We start from the raw sequence: 23,061 nt of genomic DNA, 5'->3' as shown, positions 1-23,061 counted from the left end.
GCTGGTCTAAAACAATTTTGGTAAAACAATAAGGTGAAGTGAGCGTTCATATTTTAGGTGTTTAGTAATAGAGTTTCTTAAGAGTTTTAATTATACAAAGGGTTTCATCTCAATGTAAACGAGTTACAATGTTTCCTAAAATATAGCGAATGAACCGTTAATTGTTTCCAAAATTATATGCAGCCTTTAATTTTTGTTTCTTTTGTTTCAAGAAAAAAGATAATGACAGAAAGAAAAAAAGGATTAATTTATCCTCTTGTGGCAAGCTTACGAGAATCGTCTAAAATTTTTTATTAAGTACATTTTATCGAATACGCTATTTTTAATAAGAGCAAAAAGATTAGCTTTTATTTTGGCGTTGGCAAGCGTTGGATAATTGTGTGTAAAATAAATTGCCAGAGCAATTTGATTTTATAAAACAATCGAGCGCTTGGTAGCGGCTATTTTACATAACGGCTAATTATAGCTACATAATGTTTTAAAAAACTCTGCGAAGCAAACCGCTTATTAGTTTAATGACCCAAGTTCCAATTAATCTTATGAAAACCTAGGCTTCTGGGATATTTTACATAATACTACATTTTAGCTACTTGGGTTAAACTTCGTTGGAATTATACCACCGCACCAGCTTTCTTGATTAGTACTTCAGCCACTGGCTAAACTACGAACACAAAATGTACTATAATGTCTTGCGTTATGACACTTTGCTTGGGTAAAGCAAAGTATTTGGCACTTCACTTTCTATAAATTTTTCTTCTAAAAAGTTTCTTCTACTTGGATAATGGAACACTAATTATGCGAGCCGACGGCAGGCGAGGAGTGTAATGTGTGTGGAATGGGAAATAAATATTAAATCGTTTAGTTGGACTTTCTACACCCTATTTTACATGCTAATAAAGAACTTAGAGGTAGTACACCATTTAATTACAATAAAAAAGACGTTACTTTAGTACGGGGTTTTTGGCTAAACCCACTTATTTTTCCTTGATAGTTTCATAAAATTCAGATACCTAAAAAATGAAAAAAACAGTTATTTACATAATACTACTATGCTTAATTTTAGCTTGTTATGACAAGAACAGTAAAACAGATACCGCCAGGATTCCAGAAAAGGTTTTGACCTTTCTCCCTTTCAAGACTATTGCTTTGGACGGAACATCCGACTTCAAAGAAATTCCTGAAAACTGGAAAATAGTTGGGAGTGTTTACGCCGATCAGACTAAAGAAAAAATACTTATAACGGAGGAAGGTACTGTGGTTTTACTGAACCAGCAAACCGAGCAAAATAAAGGGCATCTTTTTACCGCTTTTGAGCATGGTGATATGGAGCTTGAAATAGATGTAATGATGCCAGAAGGCTCTAATTCGGGTCTCTATTTTCAAGGTAGATATGAAGTCCAGCTTTTAGATAGTTGGGGTGTAAAAAATCCTGAATATTTAGATATGGGCGGTATTTACCACCGCTGGGATGATGCTCGTGGCGAAGGCAACGAAGGCTATGAAGGTTCTGCTCCAAAAATTAATGCTGCAAAAGCGCCTGGGTTGTGGCAGCATTTTAAAATAGTATTTCATGCGCCAAAATTTGATGCTTCTGGCAACAAAATAAAGAACGCCATATTTGAGAAAGTATGGTTAAACGGCACATTAATTCAAGAAAACGTTGAAGTTACTGGTCCAACAAGAGCATCAGTATATGACGATGAAAAACCAATAGGGCCTTTAATGATACAGGGCGACCATGGTGCTGTGGCTCTTAAAAATATAAAGTACAAATTATATCCTAATTCAAAAGTTAGTTTAACGGATATAACACTAAAGGAGTATGAAAGTGATTCAACCGTAATAGTGAACCTTGCCAATAAAACTGTGGTACGTGAAATTAGTACCGATAGCGTTGCAGCTACAATGGCATCGGGTAATAACCCTCAAAAAATTCTTCAATATACTGGCATGATGAATATTCCTGAATCTGGTGACTACCTTTTTGACTATAGAATTAATGTGGGTGGCGGACTACTTATTATTGATAAGGACACGGTTATAAATTTAAATGGCGACCATAGATTAGGTGATTTAGGAGTTGGGGTTAAAAAATTAAATACAGGAAAAGTTCCTTTTCAATTAATTTACAATAAACACCTGTTTTGGAGGCAAGGGTTTAGTTTAGAAGTAGAAGGTCCTGGGGTTCAAAAACATGCTTTACATGCACCTAGTTCTTTAGATCACACCGGCTTAGGGGGCTTTAAACCAGAAGATATTATTATGGTGAATGTAGCCGACGAAGCGGTTTTGCAGCGTAGTTTTTTGCTTTTTAATGGAGTAAAACGCACACATTGTATATCGGTAGGCACACCACAAGGCATTCATTTTTCGTATGACCTTACTAATGGCGCTGTATTAAAAGTTTGGGATGGTGCTTTTTTTGATGCTACCGAAATGTGGTTGAGCCGAGGAGAAAAACAATTGGGCGTTCCTGCTGGTTTTACGGTGTCATTTCACGGGGATCCAGAATTTGTAACCTTAGCAAAACCAGATGCCGAGTGGCCAGATTTCACAACAGAATTCACCGATTATAAATTCAACGGGTATAATTTAGATGATGTAGGACTTCCTACTTTTAGGTATCAAAAAGGAAATACAAACATTGCTGATAAAATGACCCCAGCTATTGGCGGCAGATCTTTTAATCGTAGTATATCATTTAAGGGCGCTACTCCGGTAGCTCATAAAATTGCTGCGGGTCATCAAATTAAAAAATTACCTAACGGCTCATATATTATTAATGACGAAAGTTATTTTATAAACTTCTCAGACGATTTAAGTTTAAAGCCAGAAATACGGAAAAGTAACGGCAACAACGAACTTATTGTACGTATCCCAGAAGGGGAACACAAACTTAACTATAAAATCACTTGGTAAAAATATTTAGCATGAAAGTACTATCTAAAACAATAGCGACCGTTTGTATCGCATTAATAACAAGTTTTAAAGCCATAGCACAGCAATCTGAAATGGCTAAAAAAGAGGCTAAATATTACCAAATTGTTGATGTGCCTATTCCAGAAGACGTCCAATTAGAAGTAGGTGGTTTAGCACTTACAAATGAGAATAAATTAGGAGTTTCTACCAGACACGGAGAAGTTTGGGTAATAGATAAACCGTATTCTCAAAAACCTATATATACTAGATTTGCCCATGGTTTACACGAACCATTAGGTTTGGCTTGGCGCGATGGTGGTTTTTATGCTACGCAACGTGCAGAGTTAACACGCCTTGAAGACACCGATAATAATGGCAAGGCGGATTTATACAAAAGCATTTACCATTGGCCTTTATCAGGTAATTATCACGAATATTCCTATGGTCCAAAATTTCTTAAAAATGGCAATATGTTGTTGACCCTTAATTTATCTTGGGAAAATAGAGCCATTAGTTTAGCCAAATGGCGTGGTTGGTTGGTACAAATTACACCAGAAGGAGAAATGACGCCAATTGCAACAGGACTGCGTTCGCCTGCTGGATTTGAAATAAATGATAATGATGAAGTTTTTTATACCGAAAATCAAGGAGAATGGGTTGGTTCTGGTCGTATGACGCATTTAGAAAAAGGTGATTTTGCTGGTAATGCAGAAGGCTTAGTTTGGAGCGGAGAACCTAATTCGCCGCTAACACTTAAAAAAGACGATGTAGAGCCAGAATCTGGTTTAACGCTTTATGAATATGCTAAAAAGGTACCCGCCTTAAAAGTGCCTGCAATTTGGTTTCCGCATACTATTTTAGGAATTTCTACTTCCGATATGATCTACGATAAAACAGGCGGAAAGTTCGGGCCTTTTGAAGGTCAAATTTTTGTGGGTGACCAAGGGCATAGTAAAATTATGCGTGTGTTTATGGAGAAAGTAAATGGCGTTTACCAAGGTGCTGCTTTTAACTTTGTTGAAGGCTTTTCTTCGGGTATTTTACGCATGATTTGGGGACAAGATAATAGCATGTTTGTGGGTATGACTAGTAGAGGTTGGACCGCAACAGGAACAGATTTATTTGGTTTACAACGATTAGTTTGGAATGGAAAAACTCCTTTTGAAATTAAAACAATGAAAGCGCAAGACGATGGTTTTGTGCTAGAGTTTACAAAGCCTGTAAATAAAACCATAGCAGCCAATCCTGCTACTTATCAATTAACTACGTTTAGTTACAAATATCAATATAGCTACGGCAGTCCTATTATAGACCAACAAAAAGCAATGGTACATAAAGCTACGGTAGCTGAAGATGGTCTAAGTGTTAAACTTACAGTACATGGTATGCGTTTAGGTTTTATTCATCAATTAACCATTAGCGATATAAAAGCTACCAACGGAGAAAAATTATTGCATGATACTGGGTATTACACTTTAAATGAAGTGCCGGGCGGTAAACTGAAATCGGCATCTATGGAAAAATCGGAGACTAAAGGCTTGGCACAGGCAAAAAGAATACAAACGATGCCAACCAGTTGGACAAATGGACCAGATCAACAGTTAGTATTAGGTACTAAACCCGGACTAAAGTTCGACATTGAAGAATTAACCTTAGAGGCTGGAAAAAAAGTAGAAATCACCTTTAATAATAATGATGACATGTTGCATAATTTGGTGATTACTACAAAGGGAAAAGAATCGGTAGACGAAGTAGCCCAATTAGCCTTGCGCTTAGGATTAGATGGTGCCGACATGAATTATGTGCCAGATTCTGATTTAGTATTGGCACACACCGGAATTTTAGAACCAAGAGGCACACAAAAATTATTTTTTGAAGTACCTGCGGAACCGGGCGTGTATTGGATGGTATGTACCTTTCCTGGCCATGCAACCTCCATGCGGGTAAAGGTAACGGTAACTGCCCATTCCTAAGTTAACCTGTTTTTTTCAGGATAATTCAATCTAAAATCAAATAAGATTCTAGAATCAGACATATTTCTACATTATGTAAAATATGACGTAAAAAGCGAAGGTCTAGATAGGCCTTTGATTTTTCGTGCGAGACGTTGCGGCTGCGAAAGAGAAGTTTCTAGGAACACGGTGGTAGCAAGAGCTCAGAAATTTTATCTTCGAAATTTTGAGCTGTTGCGGCATTCTGAACAAATAGTTGTGAAAAATTTACTGGCGGGCAGCTTGTTATAAATCATGTATTTGAAAAGAATCTAAAAGTTTTGCTTTTTTTGGTGCTGGCCAAGCGATGGCAAATTGTGTTTTAAAATGAACGCCATTTAGCGTTTATTTTAAAAAAGCAATCGAGCGGTTGGCTGTGCGGCAATTTTACATAACGACAAATTATAGATACAGCTACAAGGTTTGTCGTAGAGTTTCTAAGAATTTGAAATTTTCTAAAAAGTTTTTTCTGTGTACAAATATTCAAGCCACGTAAATTAAACAGGCTGATGACCCTTTTGGTAATTCTCTTAAAAGCTAAAAATGCGAGGGATATTTTACATAATAGAATTATAGACTACAGCTATACGGCTGGTTTCAAAACCAGATATACCAATCTGTACTATAATTTATATTATGTAAAATAGACTTTTTAAGAACCTATATCCAATCTAAGTCCAACGCCTCGATTCCACTGCCCTTTTTAATCATCCTTCAGGGTAATTAAAAACGAAAACGTTTATCAAATAGTATATTTAAAACCTTGCTACCAATAAGTCTTCCACTTTCTAAAACATAAAACACAAAAAAAGCCCATCAGTACTGATGGGCCTTAAATTTAAAGTTTAAGCGTCTTATTCTATAACTGCTACGTTTACCGCGTTTAATCCTTTTTTTCCTTGGGTTAGTTCGAATTCGACTTCATCGCCTTCGCGAATCTCATCTACTAATCCTGAAATGTGAACGAAATGTTCATTTGTTGAACCTTCTTCTAAGATAAAACCAAAACCTTTGGCATCGTTGAAAAATTTTACTGTTCCTTTACTCATTGTACTCTAATTAAATATTAATAATTACTATAGACCTTTCAATTATGATGCCAGAAATAAATATCTAGGAAAAGTCTGAGATAACTTTTGAGACTAATGTACTATTAGTAAGCGGTTTTGTCTTGTTTAGTATCCCAATCATTGAAAACTGCTAAGGCATCTTTACGAGCAAATTGAACAAACTTTAGTTGTCGACCTTCAATATTCTTTTCAATTTCATTATAAATAAACTGGTCATCAAAATTTATAGCTGCCGCATCTTCACGACTACAGCCAAAGAATACCATTTTCGGTCGGGTCCAGTAAATCGCTCCTAAGCACATTGGGCATGGTTCACACGAGGTATATATTGTACAATCAGTTAATTCAAAATTATTTAATTTTTTACATGCTTCTCGTATGGCTACTATTTCGGCATGTGCTGTTGGATCATTCGTAGAGGTAACTCTATTATACCCTTCTGCTATAATTTCATCATCCTTTACTACTACTGCTCCAAAAGGTCCGCCTGCATTGGCATTCATTCCTTCTGTTGCAAGAGCTATCGCTCTTTTCATAAAAAATTCATCTCTTTCTGTCATAGTCCTTTTATTCTTAATTCTTTAGGGCTGCAAAAATCGTATTTTATTCTTTTTAAGACCATCCGATAACCCAAATTACCCATGTATAAAAATGGTATGTTGCCATTTTTCTATTCATTAAAAGTAAACGCATCTACAGACATCTTCACCGTTTGTACTTGAGAATTTGCCTGTGCATAATCCGTCCAAGCAAAATACAGCATTTCTTTTACTAGTTCCATTTGAGGAAATCCAGATTTACGTGAACCGTCCATTTCTGTTATAACTTGCTTTTTTGACAATTCTCCATTTTTTGAAACTTTCATGGCGGTGAACACTGCCAGTTTATCTTTCGATTCCACCCAACTGACTATAGCGGTTTCTGCATCCATCCAAAGCACATCAACCCTTCCCATTACTTTTCCTTCTGCAATTAGAATCGGTTCTTGAAAATTTTCCCCACCATCTTGTGAAAATAGTAATTGAACCCGTGGGTTCTGTTGAGCTCCCGTAAACCAAGCAACAGCCAAATTATTCCCCATCGCTGCCGCTTTCGGGCCATTTACCGGACAACCTTTAATTTGCCAATTATCGGCATGTATCGTTTTGGGAGCTGTCCACTTTCCATTTACGTGTCGCACAATATTGATATCACGTATTTCATCTTCCGAGCGATCACGATACAACACTACGGGTCCGTTATCGGTTATAGCAGAGGTCGTCTGACAACAATCGCAGGTACTCACATCTAGTTCATCTTCTTGTACCACCTCTCCGGTAGCAGAAATTACTGCTGCACGTATGGTCATGGCGCCCCGCTCCCCTACTTCATTTTTCTCGGTATTTCTGCCATCGAGCCAATTCACAAAAAAGGAATCGTTATACGGTAAAACGCTCACAAAACCATGTTCTGTAGGCGTTTCATCTGTATGTAAGGGTAAATCGGTTCTCCATTCCGTAGCTCCTTTAGGCTTAACGTTCATCTTCACATCATACGAATAGGTACCCATAGTCGATTTTTTTAGTACGTGGGACCATAAATTACCATTGTTCTCCGCAATCATAGGATAATCGGCCCAATTGACGAACCAATCAGTGCCTTGCATTACCGTTTCGGGTTTTTGCCAACTACCGTCAACCAATTCTGAGTACAAAAATGTGGTTAAGGTGTCACCCTCAGTTTCCACCCATGATAAGAGTGATACGTCTTTATTGGATATTAAGTGTGGCAAAGAACTCGAGACTCCCGCTGGAGACACCAGCTCTTGAACCACTGCCTCTTTTACTTCCGGTTGCTGTTTAGGGTCTTCCTTACACCCTAGTGCAGCTAGTAAAATACTGAGGGTAAATAAATTGGTGTAAAAGCGCATTACTGAATATTTTTTAGTTGTTCAATCATCTCGGGGGTATCCCAAGACATTCCACCATCAAATCGTGACACCTGCTCCCCTGCTTCATTATAAATCAACGTCACTGGTAAGGCACTTATTTGTTGCTCAGGATAAGTACCGTTATACTTGATAAATTTAAAATCAAAACCGCGAGCAGTTTTAAAAGCCTGTATTTTCTTAACGGACTGGTCTGAAGCGAATAAAAACACATAATTCTCTTGTTCCAAAACAGTTTGTAATTTCAATAAATCTGGCATCTCCTCGATACATGGGCGGCACCAGGTGGCCCAATAATTCAAGAGTATGCGTTTTCCTCTATAATCGCTTAAAGCAACGGCATTGCCTTCTAAATCTTCATATACGGGTATTGTAGCTTCTTCCGCTTCTAATTGTATCGGTTCAGACGCACTATTCGTTTCTTTTGTTGCTTCTTTACAACTGAAGAAGGTAAAACTTACTGCCAAAAAAATAAGTGTTCGTAACTGCATAGGCTTTTATGATTTTTCTAATCGTAAATACATGTTTCGTTAGCTGCCTTAACATAGTAGGATTTGTAGTTCTTGGCCGTTTCATCCATACAACCACAAAGGTTTAAAACTTCAATCGTTTTAAAATCTATAGGTTGAGTCTCTGCTTGAATTGAAATATACCCTTCTTTTAAAGGCTTTCCTTCTTGATAGGCACTTTCTTTATATCCAGATATATTGCCGCCACCAATAGTAGGCGATTTGAATTCAAGAACCACTTCCCCATCCATACTATGCTGAATAAGCGAATCACCAAGAACCAAGACCTCTGCAGTAACCCACTGGTCACCATGGTATGTTTTAAAGGTGGAGTTCACACAATGTGTGGTAAACAGGCTGTCGCCCAATACCACATTGGTACCAGGCGTACACAGATTAGCCGTAGTACGTTCATTGGTGCCGTCACCTCCCAAAAGTTGAAACTCTAAGGAAATCGGAAAATCTTGATCTAGACCCAACGTTGCAGGTTCTTGACAATGTAACATAAGACCATTATTGCGAAAAGCCCACCCCGGTCCATTTGTCATTTGCTCCCCAACAAACCGATATTTGGCTCTTAGTTTATAATGTGAGAACTTCTCTTTATAATATAGATGTCCGAAATTTCCATTAAACGTATCTGTTTTAGTATACCTGACACTCAACAGGCTATCCTCGTATACAAACCTATCCTTATGGTTTACCCCAAGTTCATATCCTGCAAATTTTGGTGTCCAATCGTCGTAATTAGTGCCATTGAATACTGCAATCCATTCTTCTTTGCCTGAATCTGTTGATTCTTCGTTACAAGACAATAATAGCAGAACCGTTATTATCACAGTTATAAAAAGTGTATACCTTCCAGAAGTATATTTTAAATTTTCAAGGGTTGTCATAGGGTGAATTTTGGTTTATTAGTAAAAGAAAGAATTGGCAAAGGTACTAGTGCTACATATAAAAACATCTCTGGCTTTTGTATATAATTACTAGATGTAATTTGTTGTTCTTGCAACATATAGAGTAAGCTCAAATATAAAAGATATTATGAACATACTTTTATCTTTTTAGTAAAACAAAAAAACCGCCCCTATGAAGGGCGGTTTTATACTCTATAATTACTCGTATTTATTTAATCTCAACCAATTCCAACTCAAAAGTCAAATCTTCACCGGCCAATGGATGATTTGCATCAACTACAATTTCATCTTCATTTACTTCTGCAACACGTAATTGTTTTTCACTACCATCAGCATTTGTAGCCATAAGAGACATATTTACCTCTGGCTTTAAATCTTCAGGTAAATCTGATTTTTTTACGGATTGAAAAAGTTCCTTACGTTTTTCACCATAAGCGTCTTCCTTTACAATAACGATAGTCTTTTTATCTAGTGGTGCCATATCCAACAGTCCTTTCTCAAAGCCAGGTATCAAACTGCCTTCTCCTAATTTTACTTCTAAAGGCTCTCTATCTACCGAACTATCAAACACTTGTCCATCACTCAATTTACCTGTGTAATGTACGCGTACTAAATCATCTGCTTTTACTTTGCTCATACTATTAAATTCTACTAGTTAACTTAATTGAACGGTAAAGGTATCGTTCTCAATAGGGAATAACAAAAAATATGGCAAAACCTTGACATTTTAGGCTTCCTTTAACGTAAAACGGAAGTAAATGAGATAAAAGCATCAATTTTAATCAATTTACAACTTTAGACAAGTACGCTAGTGTCAATTTCCCAAACATCTAACTTTCAAATCAACAGAATTAAAGAGTATATTTAAAAATTAAACTGATTAACCAATCAACCAATAACATTCAATCATTATGAAAGTGCAACCGTTAATTTTCACCCTTTTCCTATTCCTAATTTCCAACACATTTCAAGCGCAACATAAGATCGGAATTTTCGATGGAAATACGGCTGTTGGTAACTCTAAAATAGAAGGTTCTGCTGCTACCTATGATGTGAAAAACCAAACGTATACCTTAACAGGAGCTGGCACAAATATGTGGTTTGGCACTGATGCGTTTCAGTACCTATGGACGACATTGCAAGGTGATTTTATACTTCGTACAACCGTAACTTTTAATGGTGCTGGTTCAAACCCGCATAGAAAAACGGGATGGATTATTAAAAATAGTTTGGACCCAAATTCTAAACATGTCAATGCCAGCACACATGGTGACGGACTCACCTCTTTACAATACCGAAAAAGCGTTGGTGGACTTACGGAAGAAGTAAAATCGCCTAAGCAATCACCTACCATAATTCAGTTAGAAAGAAAGGGGTCTACCTATATTATGTCTACGGCAAAATTTGGCGAAGAATTTACCAGCGTTGAACTAACCGATATGAATCTTGATAATGAGGTGTATGTTGGGCTTTATGTATGTTCTCACAATCCTAAGGTATTGGAAAGTGCCACATTTAGCAATGTACGTATCATTAAGCCTATTGATTCCGATTATACACCCTATCGCAATTATATTGGGAGTAATCTAGAAATTATGGATGTGGAAACCGGTCAAAGGGAACTAATTCATCATTCAGCGCATTCCATTCAAGCTCCCAACTGGACAGTAGATGGAAAAAAGTTAATCTATAATTCTAAAGGTCATCTCTTTAATTATGAGTTGGAAACTAATTCTATTTCTCCACTAAACACAGGTTTTGCTATAAATAATAACAATGATCATGTGCTCACCTTTGATGGCTCATTACTAGGGATAAGCAATCACAATCAAAAAGATGATGGCGCTTCTGCCTTATACTATTTACCAACCGAAGGGGATTCCCTTCCTAAAATGGTAACCAAACCTGGTGTTGGCGCCTCCTACTTTCATGGGTGGTCCCCAAATAATAAAGAGATGTTGTTTACTGGAGAAAGAAACGGAGCTTATAACATATTCTCTATCAATGTTAAGTCTGGCAAGGAGCAACAACTCACGGATTTTCCCACCTTAGACGATGGTCCCGAGTTTAGTTCGAACGGCAAGTATATTTATTTTAATTCAGTGCGTTCAGGTACTATGCAATTGTATCGAATGAAGGCGAACGGTAAAAAACAAACCCAGCTCACTTTTGATGAGTACAACAATTGGTTTCCACATGTGAGTCCGGATCAAAAATGGATTGTTTTTATCTCTTTCCCTAAGGATATTGACCCCAGTCAACATCCTTTTTACAAACACTGTATGTTACGAATCATGCCGGTTAAAGGAGGGAAACCCAAGGTACTTGCCCATATTTATGGAGGTCAAGGAACGATAAATGTCCCCAGCTGGTCGCCAGATAGCAAGAAAATCGCCTTCGTCACCAATACGGATAGCTATTAAAATAGAAGGTTAACCAAATAGGATGGGGCAGGTTTACTGCTTAGGCCTTTTTTTCAATGCTTTGACTTCACCATCATAGCGAATGGATAAACGATTCGAAGTGTTTACAGAAATACTCGTTGATTTATTTGGGTAGACACGCATCATTACATTGTACTGCTCCGTCTTATTCTTTACTTTAAAGCTGATGTTATATATTCCTTTATCGGCAACAAAGCGTTGCACATAATCCTCAGCAATAGCGTTAAATTCGATTCCTGTAGATGAACCATAGCCTCCACCAAATTGACGCTCCCCAAAATAGGGTAAATTAGCTGAAACACTATCACCAAACACTTTCAAATAATTAGGATTTCCTGCTAAATTTATTCTAGAAATAGTACTACCTGGAGGTATTAATCCCATATTAGCAACGGCAGTCAAACTTTGGGTAACCACTGGGTTTGCCCAGTCTGCAGTAAATTCAAATGATTTAGTAGTTATTAGAGTTGTTAATACTTCCACTTCAGAAGCTGTACTCATTTTAATAGAAGTACAACTCAATACAAAACCAAACAGCACCAAATACATAAAGGTAGATCTCATAACGTGTAGTACGGAGTTAAGTGCCTTAAAACTAGCTAAATCTATGCCAAACACATCAAATTAATTTCAATAATAATCATTCTCACATTGAGTCTAAACCAAGATGGTTTTTTTGAAACGTATCTGTATCTAAATCCTCATATAAAGCCTTAATCAAGCAAATACACTTTTATCTGAAGATTGCAAGGTGCCCAATGCTTCTATTGCTCAGAGGCGTTATTAGGCTAGCATTGAAACATAATCTGCTGAACACCTTTCGTAGCTATAGGTTCTTCTTTATTACCTGCAAAAGATTGTGCTTGTATATCATTACTGCTAAAAATAGCAATCAACATAGAACCAAACGATAAAAGTTTTTCCTGTAATATCATTAATGTTCTACTACTACAATTGTAATTAATAGATAAGAGGTAATTAAGGTACGCTTCTGGACTATTTAATTCCTAGTTTAAAGGATTCACTAATGAATAGTTACTAATTAAACTTTTTAGATTTTGAGGTATACTCCATAACATCTTCTTCTAGTTCAAAGGTTTCCAGTATATGATAGTTCACCACTTGATACTGATCAGGCAATAACTCATTGGTGATTTTTAAATAACTTAAAAGAGAATCATTAGCCACTACTAGCTTTTCTATCTTTTCCTTTAAATATTCTTTGGTTTCAAAAAGCGCACTTGTGGAAGGTTCATATTGATAAGAATCTATTCTGGTCTTAATATACTGGAGGCAATTGTAGCAACGTTCTAGTTTACCTAAGCATATGGTTTTGTCCTGTAGATTTTCCATAGTGTGTGTTATTAAAATTACATTGTATGAATTTTATCTCAAATTAGAGTAAGTATTACAATATTTAGCTATGGTCGGTTAAGTTTAACTTAACTTTAAAACTACAGCAAATCAGTTAATGATTTAGAAACAAAAGGCTTAACAAATGTTAATCTAACTAAACTTTTTAATTAAGTTTTTTTTAGTTGTAAGGATTAACGGAAATGAGTACCTTAAACTAAACTTTCAACCTATGAATATCAATTTTGAATATGACGATGTAAAAGCCAGCAATCGATTAGAAATCATGGCTGCTCAAAAATTAGAGAAATTAGTGGATAAATTCGATTTTATAGTAAGATCGGATGTTTTTTTTAAGACGGAAAATACGTCATCCTCAGATACAGGTATGGTATGTAATATACGTTTGAGCGCCCCTGGCCCTCGCCTATTTGCCCAATCCTCTTCGGCAAGTTTCGAAGCCTCTATAGCTTCTTCAGTAGATGACTTACAACGACAGTTAGAGAAACGAAAAGCTAAGATGCAATCGCACTAAACTGTATTTTTAATTTGGTTTAAGCACTTTGAGACTATCTTCAAATTTGGTTCCATTGGCAATAACCTCTTGAATTCGATTAGAAAATGGATTGCGTTTTAATTCTTCAATTAACCGCTTCCTTTTTCTATCGGATATGTCAAGTGTGTCCAATATTTCTTTTGTTCTAAATTGATAGGCAATCCTACTTTGTTTTAACGCAATCCGTTCAGAAACAGACAGCACATAATCAGATTCAAACTGGTTCAGGAATGTTCTTTTTTTGATTTTAGCATTCGTTTCAGTAGTAACTTGTGCGTAAGTTGTGTTCATTACTACCATTAGGCATGCGCAAACACAACCAAAAAAAGTGGGTTTTTTCATTCGTAAAGCTGGTTCTCCCTAGAAAAGTAGCACTAATTTTTTAAAGGTCAGTTTATCGTATCGTACTTTGTTATTGTTCGAGAAATAACAGCAGTTTACCTTTAAATGGATAAAGTAGATTCAAATCACTACTTTCTTGTCATTAATGGTTCCCCAACTATCCTTAAATGTAAAATCTACTTGAGGAATACTTTTTCGTGCTGCATTCTCCTAATCTTAAATGTCTTCGGATACATCGTTCAATTCTCCATCATAATAACCAACTGCAATAGCAGTTCTAATCTGTTACCTTAAAAACATATTTTGCTTTTTTTCAATCAACACCCACCCTATAATGCAAACCGATTACTATGTATTCAGCTTGTGTGACTCTATTTACAAAGCATGAAGTACATGAAAATTTTCTTTCCCTTAGGGTTATTTTCTTTGTATAGTGACAACATTATCACCGGGAGCATTAGTAGCCTAACATTGATTGAAATCACCAAGGCAATCAGTTATTGTATAGAAGTATCTGAATCCCTTTGTACGCACCCTATGCGCATAAATAAATCGTCAAGGTAGCCTATTATTGGAACCTGCCGACCAACGCGCCGCTTCAAATAGTTGATTTATGTCTTTAGTAGTAAGATCCTTATCACTAAATATACGTGGACTGTATCTTTGGTTTTAGTAGTGTTTATATTTCTTGGTCGGTTATAGCAATTTCCTTTAATTCTATTTGCTCTCGCTTTGTCATTTTTCAATGATAACTTTAATTAAAAATACCTTCACAGAAAAAAATTGATTGTACATAATGAATTACTAATGTATATTAAATTCATTTCAAGCTTCGAAGATTTTATTAAAATAAAATAGGAAAGGTCTAAATTTAATACCTTTACTACTTTTAACATTCAATATGATAGTCTGGATTGTTTTTATAGCTTTTGTACTTATTTTTCTTGCTTTAGACCTTGGAGTTTTCCATAAGCATGACCACGTAATAAAATCAAAGGAAGCTGGTATCTGGACTGCAATATGGGTTACAATAGCACTCAGTTTTAGTGGCGTCATCTATTGGCTTTTTAGTTCTGGTATTATAGATAACCCTACAGGTCTTACGCCGAACAATGCAGTGTTAAAATACATTACCGGTTATTTAATAGAGCTCTCTTTAAGCGTAGATAATGTTTTCGTTATTGCAGTAATATTCGCATCATTTAAAATTCCACCCTTATACCAGCATCGAGTATTGTTCTGGGGAATTTTAGGGGCAATCGTTTTCAGGGCATTGATGATTTTTTTCGGTGTTGCTTTGATTACCAAATTTGAATGGGTCATTTATATTTTCGGCGTCTTTTTATTATTCACCGCTTTCAAAATGCTAAAGGGTGACGATGATGATTTTGACCCTAAAAACTCATTTGTATTTAAACAAATAAAAAAAATATATCCTGTTACATCAATCATACACGGTCATGCTTTTTTTATAAAACGAATGGGCCTCAATGCCGCTACTCCACTATTTGTGGCGTTGATTGTTATAGAACTTACTGATATTCTTTTTGCGCTCGATAGTATCCCAGCGATATTAGCGATTACTGCAGATCCATTTATTGTCTTTAGTTCTAATATTTTGGCCATATTAGGCTTAAGGTCTATGTATTTCTTGATTTCAAGAATGCTTGAAAAGTTCAGGTTCATCAATTATAGCCTTGTAGTTATTTTAGCGTTTGTAGGACTAAAAATGCTATTCTCACATTATTTAGAATTACCAGAATGGGTTTCATTAACTGTTATCTCTGTTGCCTTAGCTTCTGGAATACTAGCATCAATATTTATTCAGGAGGAGAAAAAGAAAATCGAATAAGGTTTTTCCATGTTGAAGAAGTTCCTTTTTCAAAATTGAAATACCAACTTAGTTCTTCTATGTAGTAAGTAATACGAATACTACTTGTCTTTTAATTTGATGTCAATAATTGCCATTGCGTCGTTTACCGTTTGCATTTGATCCATATCATCATTCTCTAATCGAATGTCAAAAGCATCCTCAACATCCAATATAATATCCACCAAATTAGCGGAATTGATATTTAAATTATTCATAAAGTGACTATCCTCTTGTATGTCCGCAATGTTCACATCCTCTGGCAAATAGATGTTAATGATATCTTTCAATATTTGATATTTCTCTTCTTCTTGCATGAATTTGTATTTTTGATACTAATCAGTATGTTTATGTTGTTTAATCTGAAAAATATTTGAATAGCACGCACGCATTGACATCTCCAAAGCCAAAACTTGCCTTCGCAATAATCTGTGGTGTATAATCAAGTGTTTTTCGTGGTATACATTGTTCTGAAATAAGCTCTTTAATTTCAGGGTGAATATCCTCACAATTCATATTTTTGAAAACTACTTTTTCTTTGAATTGCAATATGGTAGCGACACATTCTATACTTCCGGCGGCAGCCAAACAATGTCCGATAGAACTTTTAAATGAATTTATATATGGAAAATCTAACCCTTTACGACCCAAAGCTTTGCTCCAATTTTTCACTTCTAATGTATCTTTCGCTGTTGCTGTCAAATGGCCATTAATGACATCAACCTGAGAAGCTTCAACCCCTGAATTGGATAGTGCATTACGTATACACCGTTGTACGGCCATGCTATTTGGCGCGGTCATTGAACCTTCCCCTATTTGCCCTCCACTATTTATTTCTCCACCTAAAACCTCAGCATATATATGTGCCCCTCTTTTTTGAGCACTCTCTAAGGATTCCAAAACAAGTGCTCCTGCCCCACTGCCAGGAATAAACCCACTAGCCGAAGCACTCATAGGTCTACTCGCTTTAAATGGACTCGAATTGTAGGCTCTGGGCAAAATTCGCATGGCATCAAAACCTCCCCATACATAAGGTCCACTATCACTGCAACTACCCGTAAGTATTATCTCGGCCTTACCCTGACTAATACGGTCATATGCCATAATAATCCCTTCCGTTCCTGTTGTACAAGCAGCCGAATTTGTAGTTACTTGATTACCACAACCTAACAACCCGCCTAAGTAGGCGCTAATTCCGCTTGCCATCGTTTGTATAACAGATGTACTACCCAACCTACGTACATTGCCTTCATCTATAAGATGAATGGCTTCCCTAAATTTATCTACTCCTAAAATACCTGTTCCAAACAGTATTCCTCGGTCCCAACTGGGCTCCTCAGTGTTATTTTTCTCTAGTCCGGCATCGTTCCAAGCATCAACACCAGCGATAACGCCATACACTATTCCTGTAGCATTCAAGCCCCTTCGCTCCAACGGTGTAAAGTAGGTATCGATAAGATTATCCTTTACCAATGGTTCCCCTGCAATTTGACAGCCAAAACCCAATTTCTCTAAAATAGGTTGATGGCGTATGCCGCTCTTACCATCTATTAGAGATTGGGTGAAATCAGGCAGGCCAACACCATTGGGTGCACAAACGCCTAAACCGGTAATGACAACACGTCTATTCATTAGTTATACTCATCATGCCTGCCAATGTACCTTTGCAGACCAATTCATTATCCTTATTATACATCTTTACGTCGCATTTTAATTTTTGGAACCGGAAATAAACCCGTTCAGAAACAACCCGAACACGTTCTCCTGGAAACACAGGAACTAAAAACTCCATCTGAGAACTGCTCATACCGATTTTAAGGTCTTTTAATTGCTTGTTGTCTCCTAAAAGATAAATCCCTAAACAAACGAGACCGACTTGTGCGCAGCACTCCGTTAATAAAACTCCTGGTGTTACGGGATTATTCTTAAAATGCCCCCCAAAGAACGCTGCATCAGAATGAAACCGATAGGTGCCTTCTACACTGGTTTCGTCTATACTCATAATTTCATCCACAAACAAAAAAGGCTTTGCGTATGGTAACTCATCTACTATCCATTGAAAAGAGTTCTTTGTCATTTGTTTTTCAATTACATCAAACTTTCGCCACCATCTACTTTTATGACCGTACCCGTTATCCATTTTGCCTCATCCGTGGTCAACAAATAAACAGCATCGGCGACATCTTCGGGAGTAGTCAATCGTTTATTCGGATTTCGTTCTAAGGCATGTGCTTTTATCTGCTCATAACCCGGAATCATAGCCAAAGATTTAGTCTTGGTTATACCTGCTTGTATACAATTTGCCTTTATCCCTACTGGAGCAAATTCTAATGCAATACTTCTGGTCAATGCTTCTAATGCTACTTTTGCTACAGAAACTGCACTGTAATTTGGCAATGCCTTGGTATTCCCTTCGCTGGTAAATGAAATAATACGCGTATCAGCAGCGAAAAGCTTAGCTTCGACCAATGCTTTTGTCCAATCATATAAGCTCAGGGCCATTGCTTCGAACGTCATCTTAAAATCCGTATCCACTAATGTCGATTCGTTTTCTGAGTACATCGGTTTTAGGGTTCCTTTAGCTACGCTATGCACCAATACCTTAATTTGATGCCCTTCAGGTAGCCGAAGTTTAATATCTTTAATTGTGCTTGACCTTTTATCAGGATTCAACGCATCAACATTTAAGGTGATGAGCTGATTTCCATTCGCACGGATTTCTTCAAATGAATTTTGAATTTCATCCATATCAGTACGTCTATCACGGTGAATAATCAGCACATGATATCCATGTCTGGCCAACTTTTTTGCCGTAGCCAACCCTAATCCACTACTGCCACCTAATAGTAAAGCCCAATGATTCATTATATTAATTTAAAAATTTTCGTACCCAACTTACCACTCAATAAGAACCCGCTGTGCTGAAAAACCGGGTCCGAAGCTTAAAATTAGTCCTTGTTGTCCTGTCGGAATTTCCTTTTCCAAAAATCGTTCTAACACATAAAGCACCGTCGCACTACTCATATTACCATACAAACGTAAAACCTCACGTGTATCATCTATATTTTTACCCAAAGCACCAAAAAGTGATTCTACGGTTTGAACAATCTTTTTACCTCCTGGGTGAAAAATTAAATGGTCAACTTTAGTAATAGAACTTCCGTGTTTTTCTAAAAATGGATGTACAATATCTGAAAAATGATTTGCTATCGTTTCAGGCACCGAAGGATCCAGTATCATTTTCAGACCGTGATTGGTTAAATCAAAACCCATCATATGCGTAGCGTCCTTAAAATGGTACATCTCCTCCCCTACAATTTTAGGCCCTACCGCGTCTTCCTCCGAAGATAAGAGAACACATGCAGCACCATCACCAAATATGGCTGCACTCACCATATTCGCCATCGAATAATCGTTTAACTGAAAGGTAGCCGTCGGACTTTCAACGGAAACTAATGCAATTCTTTTCTCCGGATTAGATTTAAGAAAATTATGGGCATAAATAAGTCCGGATACTCCTGCTGCACAACCCATTTCTGTTACTGGAAGCCGCACAACATCTTGCCGCAAACCAAGCTCGTTAATTAGATACGCATCCAATGAGGGAATCATGATACCGGTACAGCTTACTGTAATTATATAATCTATAGAATCTGCTTCCCAATGGCTTTTATGAAGTGCATTCCGCAATACATTAGCGCCCATTCTTTTGGCTTCCTTAACGTAGATGTTATTTTTATCCTCAAAGGTGGTCGCTAGAAAAACCTCTTCTGGCGGTATGATAGAATAGCGCTTATCTACCGCAGCACCTTCAAAAATTTTTATCACTTTACGCGTGAAACGCTCTTCTTGCCCGCTTAACCAAAATTCTACTAAAGGCAAAATATCTTTGGTATATTTAAAATATTCGGGCAACTCTTTCGTGACACTAACAATTCTTGTTTGACTCATAGCTATTCTTAACCTTCAATCTACTATTTCTTTTTTAAAACCCATACATATCTAAAGGCCCATTTCCATTGAATATAATGGGACGCATTTTTGACTTGATTTGCATAGGCCACTAAATCTTTCTTTCTAAATGCTCTTCTAATCGACAATAATCCATCTTTCTTTGCAATTTCAGTCTTAATGAAAAAGAAACTAAATGCCTTAAACAAATAAAACGCAATAGAACTACGTTCCAAATCATTGATAACTACCCCGAGTGACGCAAGTTTATTAAACTGATTTACAAATTTAACAACGCCCTGATCTGAAAAGTGATGAAGGGTTAATGTAGTCATTACTACATCAATATTCAGATTAGAAAAATCTGCAGTCAAAATATTGCATTCCACAAAACTAATTTCAGGAAAATCGGTAGAATATTCTCGTGCCAATTTCAAACTTTGGGTATTAAGGTCTACCCCTATAAGAGTAAGTGTTATATTTCGTTTTCTAGCCTCTTTTGCGAGCTTTCTAAGCATAGTACCTTCAGAACAACCCATGTCTAAAATCGTATACGATTCTAAATTTTTATCGCTAATTAAATCAAATACAGCACTTAAGGTTATATTGTAACCACCTAACAACCGATTCACCCTATTGATATCTTGAAGGATTATATCTAATTCATCTGTAGTACCAGAAAAAGTATCCATTATCTCAATTTCAGAACAACGCTGTGTAAAATCTACCATTATGATACTAATTCTCCATGTGTTTTAGCTATAATATATTTCAGTAACGAATCCGACTTTCCTATCGAACGAATACCCATAGAAACCATATTCTTATTCAATAAGATTCGCTGTAATTTTCTACCCAACCATAATCGTTTACCAAATGTCTTTGACCAAGCTTTTTTATAATCACGTTCCAAGTCATGACGTTCATAATTCGAATTATTCAAGAATCGGTTCACCATTTCAGAAGCAATTTTTGAGCTATGAATAGCCATTGCCATACCGTTACCGCATAAAGGATGTATAAGACCTGCCGTATCTCCACACATGAGCATATGATTTACGACTGCATCCTTTTTATCAAAAGAAATCTGCGCTATGGTTAATGGGTGCTCAAAAATAGGTTTAGCTTCCGTTAGAAATTTTCTTAAAAAGGGATTTTCCGAAACTACTTTTTCATTGAACTCATCTACATCTTTATACTTTTTGAAATTCTGATAACTGGCAAGGTAGCAGAAGTTAACTGCCCCAGACTCCGTTTTTGATAGTCCGCCATACCCTCCTTCAAAATTGTGCAAGCCCACTAGTTGTTCAGGGAAATTAGCATAATTGTAATGCCCTTTAACGGCTAACCAGGATTGTTTTTTGAAGCTAAAATTTCGATTCAATTTCTTATCCAAGATAGAACGCTTGCCATAGGCACCAATGGCAATTTTTGATGAATATTCTTGGGAGTTAGTGGAGATATAAAAAGTATTGTTTCTGAAATCAGTTTTTAAAACTTTTTCAAAATAAAACTGTACTCCAAGTTCCTGCGCTCGCTGAAAAAGCATGTTATCCAAAACATATCTACTAATGCCAAAACCACCAAGAGGTAATTCGGTTTCTACCAGATGCCCCTCTTGTGAAGAAATTTGAAATTGGGTAATGTTAACCGCGCCAATTGAATAGGGATTGATGCCCAATCGATTTAAATAAGGTTCTATTTCTTTCGATACATACTCTCCACACACCTTATGATGCGGATATTTATTCGATTCAAACACCGCTACATCAACACCTTGAAGTGCCAAATCAATGGATGCGGTAAGGCCCGCTAAACCACCGCCGATAATAAGTATGTCGTGTTCTTTCACTCAGGGGAAGTTACATCATTTGCAAAAAAAACCCTGCATTAGCAGGGTTTTAATTTAATATAGTACAAGAAATTAAGTTTCTATTAATTGGTTTGACTTTGGGCCTCTTGTTTTAATGACTCACTCGCTACGATTGCCAATTCAACGCGTCTGTTTTTTGCTTTACCTTCTGTAGTTGTGTTATCCCCTACCGGCTGGGTTTCACCATACCACTTTGTATCGAAACGACTTGCGTCAATACCTTTTGTGATTAGATAATCGCTAACTGACTGTGCTCTTTGTTTTGACAAATTCATATTGTATTCATCTGCCCCAGCACTATCGGTGTGCCCTTCAACCAATACATTTGATTTTGGATATTCTTTAAATATACCAGCTAATTTATCTAAGGTAGTAGCAGAAGTTCCTTGTACGTTCGATTTGTTGGTATCAAAATAAACACCTGCATCTTCATTGAAGGTCACATTAATACCCTCACCAACTCTTTTTACTTCTGCACCAGGAATTTCTTCTTCAATACGTTCTGCTTGACGATCCATTTTGTTACCAATATAACCACCGGCAGCACCACCAATCGCAGCACCTAATATTGCTCCAAGAGCGGTATTATTTCCACTTCCAACATTATTACCCAAAACACCACCGATTACGGCACCACCTGCAGCACCAATAACAGCGCCTTTTTGAGTTTTATTTGCATTTTTAACCGTGCTACAGCTCATTACCAGTGCTAGAGCAATTATGTAACTAGTTTTACGTATTATCATTGTTTTCATAAGCTTAAATTGAATTTTGAAGTAGGTTATTATTTTTTACTGAATTCATATACTACGTTAACGGCAGAACCATCAACCATAACATTAGATTTTAATGTCATTGCATATTCAGTTAAACTTTCAATATTTAATCGGTAACCAGTACCACCAGAAATATCCTGATTTTTCTCGTTGATAAATTTAAACTGAAGCTGGCTCGTGTAATTTTCTTCACGTTCTACAACAGACCACTTTATGAAACGGTCTCCACCATTACATAAAGTCGATGGACTAATGGTATATCTACCGGTACTGTTATTATCACGGAAAAACCAATCACTGCCTTCTAAACAAATGTCTTCTACATCATTAAACAAAACAGCTTTCACATTGCCTGTATTGTTTTCAAAAGCAACATTATCTAAGGTCCAAGAACCGCTCAATAGGTTTCTTTTTCCACGAGCATCTTTAGAAATAGAGCATGAGGAAACCAGAAGTACAATACTAAATAGCCAAATCATTTTTTTCATAGGTACTAAATTTTAATGGGTTTGAAATGTATATACGTTATGTCTTGCTTTTTGGATGGATGCAATCCTTTTTAA

The 23,061-nt window shown here is 36.6% G+C and carries 23 protein-coding genes; 5 read left to right on the top strand and 18 right to left on the bottom strand.

Annotated elements, in window-relative coordinates; all coding sequences use genetic code 11:
* The first annotated feature begins 1,017 nt into the window (after positions 1-1,017).
* Positions 1,018-2,919, top strand: a complete 1,902-nt coding sequence (locus ES765_RS05410) for a DUF1080 domain-containing protein (RefSeq protein WP_138111957.1) — start codon at positions 1,018-1,020, stop codon at positions 2,917-2,919.
* Positions 2,920-2,930: 11 nt separating this feature from the next.
* The gene (locus tag ES765_RS05405) at positions 2,931-4,892 is read left to right on the top strand and encodes a plastocyanin/azurin family copper-binding protein (protein WP_138111954.1); all 1,962 of its coding nucleotides are present in this window, start codon (positions 2,931-2,933) and stop codon (positions 4,890-4,892) included.
* Between the two features lie 872 nt (positions 4,893-5,764).
* Here ES765_RS05405 and ES765_RS05400 read toward each other — a convergent pair.
* From ES765_RS05400 to ES765_RS05375, 6 genes are all read right to left on the bottom strand, one after another.
* A complete protein-coding gene (locus ES765_RS05400) occupies positions 5,765-5,959 on the bottom strand; it encodes a cold-shock protein (RefSeq protein WP_138111951.1) in 195 nt (64 codons plus the stop codon).
* Positions 5,960-6,063: 104 nt separating this feature from the next.
* The gene (locus ES765_RS05395) at positions 6,064-6,540 is read right to left on the bottom strand and encodes a nucleoside deaminase (protein ID WP_138111947.1); all 477 of its coding nucleotides are present in this window, start codon (positions 6,538-6,540) and stop codon (positions 6,064-6,066) included.
* Between the two features lie 110 nt (positions 6,541-6,650).
* Positions 6,651-7,889, bottom strand: a complete 1,239-nt coding sequence (locus ES765_RS05390) for a hypothetical protein (RefSeq protein WP_138111943.1) — start codon at positions 7,887-7,889, stop codon at positions 6,651-6,653.
* A complete protein-coding gene (locus tag ES765_RS05385; protein WP_138111940.1) occupies positions 7,889-8,398 on the bottom strand; it encodes a TlpA family protein disulfide reductase in 510 nt (169 codons plus the stop codon). Before ES765_RS05385 ends, ES765_RS05390 begins: the two co-directional genes overlap by 1 nt.
* A gap of 17 nt (positions 8,399-8,415) precedes the next feature.
* On the bottom strand, positions 8,416-9,312 hold the full coding sequence (locus ES765_RS05380) for a DUF1080 domain-containing protein (RefSeq protein ID WP_138111937.1): 897 nt from the start codon (positions 9,310-9,312) through the stop codon (positions 8,416-8,418).
* Between the two features lie 229 nt (positions 9,313-9,541).
* Entirely contained in the window at positions 9,542-9,970 is a 429-nt protein-coding gene (locus ES765_RS05375; protein WP_138111934.1) for a peptidylprolyl isomerase, read from the bottom strand.
* Positions 9,971-10,244: 274 nt separating this feature from the next.
* Here ES765_RS05375 and ES765_RS05370 point away from each other — a divergent pair, with 274 nt between their 5' ends.
* Positions 10,245-11,756, top strand: coding sequence for a TolB family protein (locus ES765_RS05370; protein ID WP_138111931.1), 1,512 nt, complete (start codon positions 10,245-10,247; stop codon positions 11,754-11,756).
* A gap of 33 nt (positions 11,757-11,789) precedes the next feature.
* Here the strand turns inward: ES765_RS05370 and ES765_RS05365 are convergent, their stop codons facing one another.
* Positions 11,790-12,341 carry a DUF4251 domain-containing protein gene (locus ES765_RS05365; protein WP_138111928.1) on the bottom strand — a complete coding sequence of 184 codons (552 nt, stop codon included), beginning with the start codon at positions 12,339-12,341 and terminating at the stop codon, positions 11,790-11,792.
* Positions 12,342-12,815: 474 nt separating this feature from the next.
* Entirely contained in the window at positions 12,816-13,130 is a 315-nt protein-coding gene (locus ES765_RS05360; RefSeq protein WP_138111926.1) for a hypothetical protein, read from the bottom strand.
* A 232-nt stretch (positions 13,131-13,362) separates the two neighbouring features.
* Here ES765_RS05360 and hpf point away from each other — a divergent pair, with 232 nt between their 5' ends.
* The gene (hpf, locus tag ES765_RS05355; RefSeq protein ID WP_138111923.1) at positions 13,363-13,665 is read left to right on the top strand and encodes a ribosome hibernation-promoting factor, HPF/YfiA family; all 303 of its coding nucleotides are present in this window, start codon (positions 13,363-13,365) and stop codon (positions 13,663-13,665) included.
* A gap of 9 nt (positions 13,666-13,674) precedes the next feature.
* Here the strand turns inward: hpf and ES765_RS05350 are convergent, their stop codons facing one another.
* Entirely contained in the window at positions 13,675-13,977 is a 303-nt protein-coding gene (locus ES765_RS05350; protein ID WP_138111920.1) for a hypothetical protein, read from the bottom strand.
* Between the two features lie 952 nt (positions 13,978-14,929).
* On the opposite strand from ES765_RS05350, the gene ES765_RS05345 reads away from it, so the two are divergent.
* Complete coding sequence (locus ES765_RS05345) at positions 14,930-15,880, top strand: TerC family protein (RefSeq protein ID WP_138111917.1); 951 nt, start codon at positions 14,930-14,932, stop codon at positions 15,878-15,880.
* A gap of 80 nt (positions 15,881-15,960) precedes the next feature.
* Here ES765_RS05345 and ES765_RS05340 read toward each other — a convergent pair whose 3' ends face one another.
* From ES765_RS05340 to ES765_RS05300, 9 genes are all read right to left on the bottom strand, one after another.
* Positions 15,961-16,215, bottom strand: a complete 255-nt coding sequence (locus ES765_RS05340) for an acyl carrier protein (protein ID WP_138111913.1) — start codon at positions 16,213-16,215, stop codon at positions 15,961-15,963.
* A gap of 40 nt (positions 16,216-16,255) precedes the next feature.
* On the bottom strand, positions 16,256-17,530 hold the full coding sequence (locus ES765_RS05335; protein ID WP_138111911.1) for a beta-ketoacyl-[acyl-carrier-protein] synthase family protein: 1,275 nt from the start codon (positions 17,528-17,530) through the stop codon (positions 16,256-16,258).
* A complete protein-coding gene (locus ES765_RS05330) occupies positions 17,523-17,975 on the bottom strand; it encodes a 3-hydroxyacyl-ACP dehydratase FabZ family protein (protein ID WP_138111908.1) in 453 nt (150 codons plus the stop codon). Before ES765_RS05330 ends, ES765_RS05335 begins: the two co-directional genes overlap by 8 nt.
* Before the next feature lie 11 nt (positions 17,976-17,986).
* On the bottom strand, positions 17,987-18,763 hold the full coding sequence (locus ES765_RS05325; protein WP_138111905.1) for an SDR family oxidoreductase: 777 nt from the start codon (positions 18,761-18,763) through the stop codon (positions 17,987-17,989).
* A gap of 30 nt (positions 18,764-18,793) precedes the next feature.
* Entirely contained in the window at positions 18,794-19,849 is a 1,056-nt protein-coding gene (locus ES765_RS05320; protein ID WP_138111902.1) for a type III polyketide synthase, read from the bottom strand.
* Between the two features lie 23 nt (positions 19,850-19,872).
* Positions 19,873-20,580 carry a methyltransferase domain-containing protein gene (locus tag ES765_RS05315; RefSeq protein ID WP_249356242.1) on the bottom strand — a complete coding sequence of 236 codons (708 nt, stop codon included), beginning with the start codon at positions 20,578-20,580 and terminating at the stop codon, positions 19,873-19,875.
* Positions 20,580-21,701, bottom strand: coding sequence for an NAD(P)/FAD-dependent oxidoreductase (locus ES765_RS05310; RefSeq protein WP_138111896.1), 1,122 nt, complete (start codon positions 21,699-21,701; stop codon positions 20,580-20,582). Before ES765_RS05310 ends, ES765_RS05315 begins: the two co-directional genes overlap by 1 nt.
* Before the next feature lie 83 nt (positions 21,702-21,784).
* Complete coding sequence (locus tag ES765_RS05305) at positions 21,785-22,468, bottom strand: OmpA family protein (protein WP_410504359.1); 684 nt, start codon at positions 22,466-22,468, stop codon at positions 21,785-21,787.
* A gap of 38 nt (positions 22,469-22,506) precedes the next feature.
* Entirely contained in the window at positions 22,507-22,986 is a 480-nt protein-coding gene (locus ES765_RS05300; protein WP_138111890.1) for a lipocalin family protein, read from the bottom strand.
* Positions 22,987-23,061: the final 75 nt, after the last annotated feature.

It is taken from the genome of Maribacter sp. ACAM166, from assembly GCF_005771495.1.
Taxonomy (GTDB): domain Bacteria; phylum Bacteroidota; class Bacteroidia; order Flavobacteriales; family Flavobacteriaceae; genus Maribacter.
The sequence above is the reverse complement of the archived record's forward strand: the minus strand, read 5'-3'. Positions and strand labels throughout refer to the sequence as shown.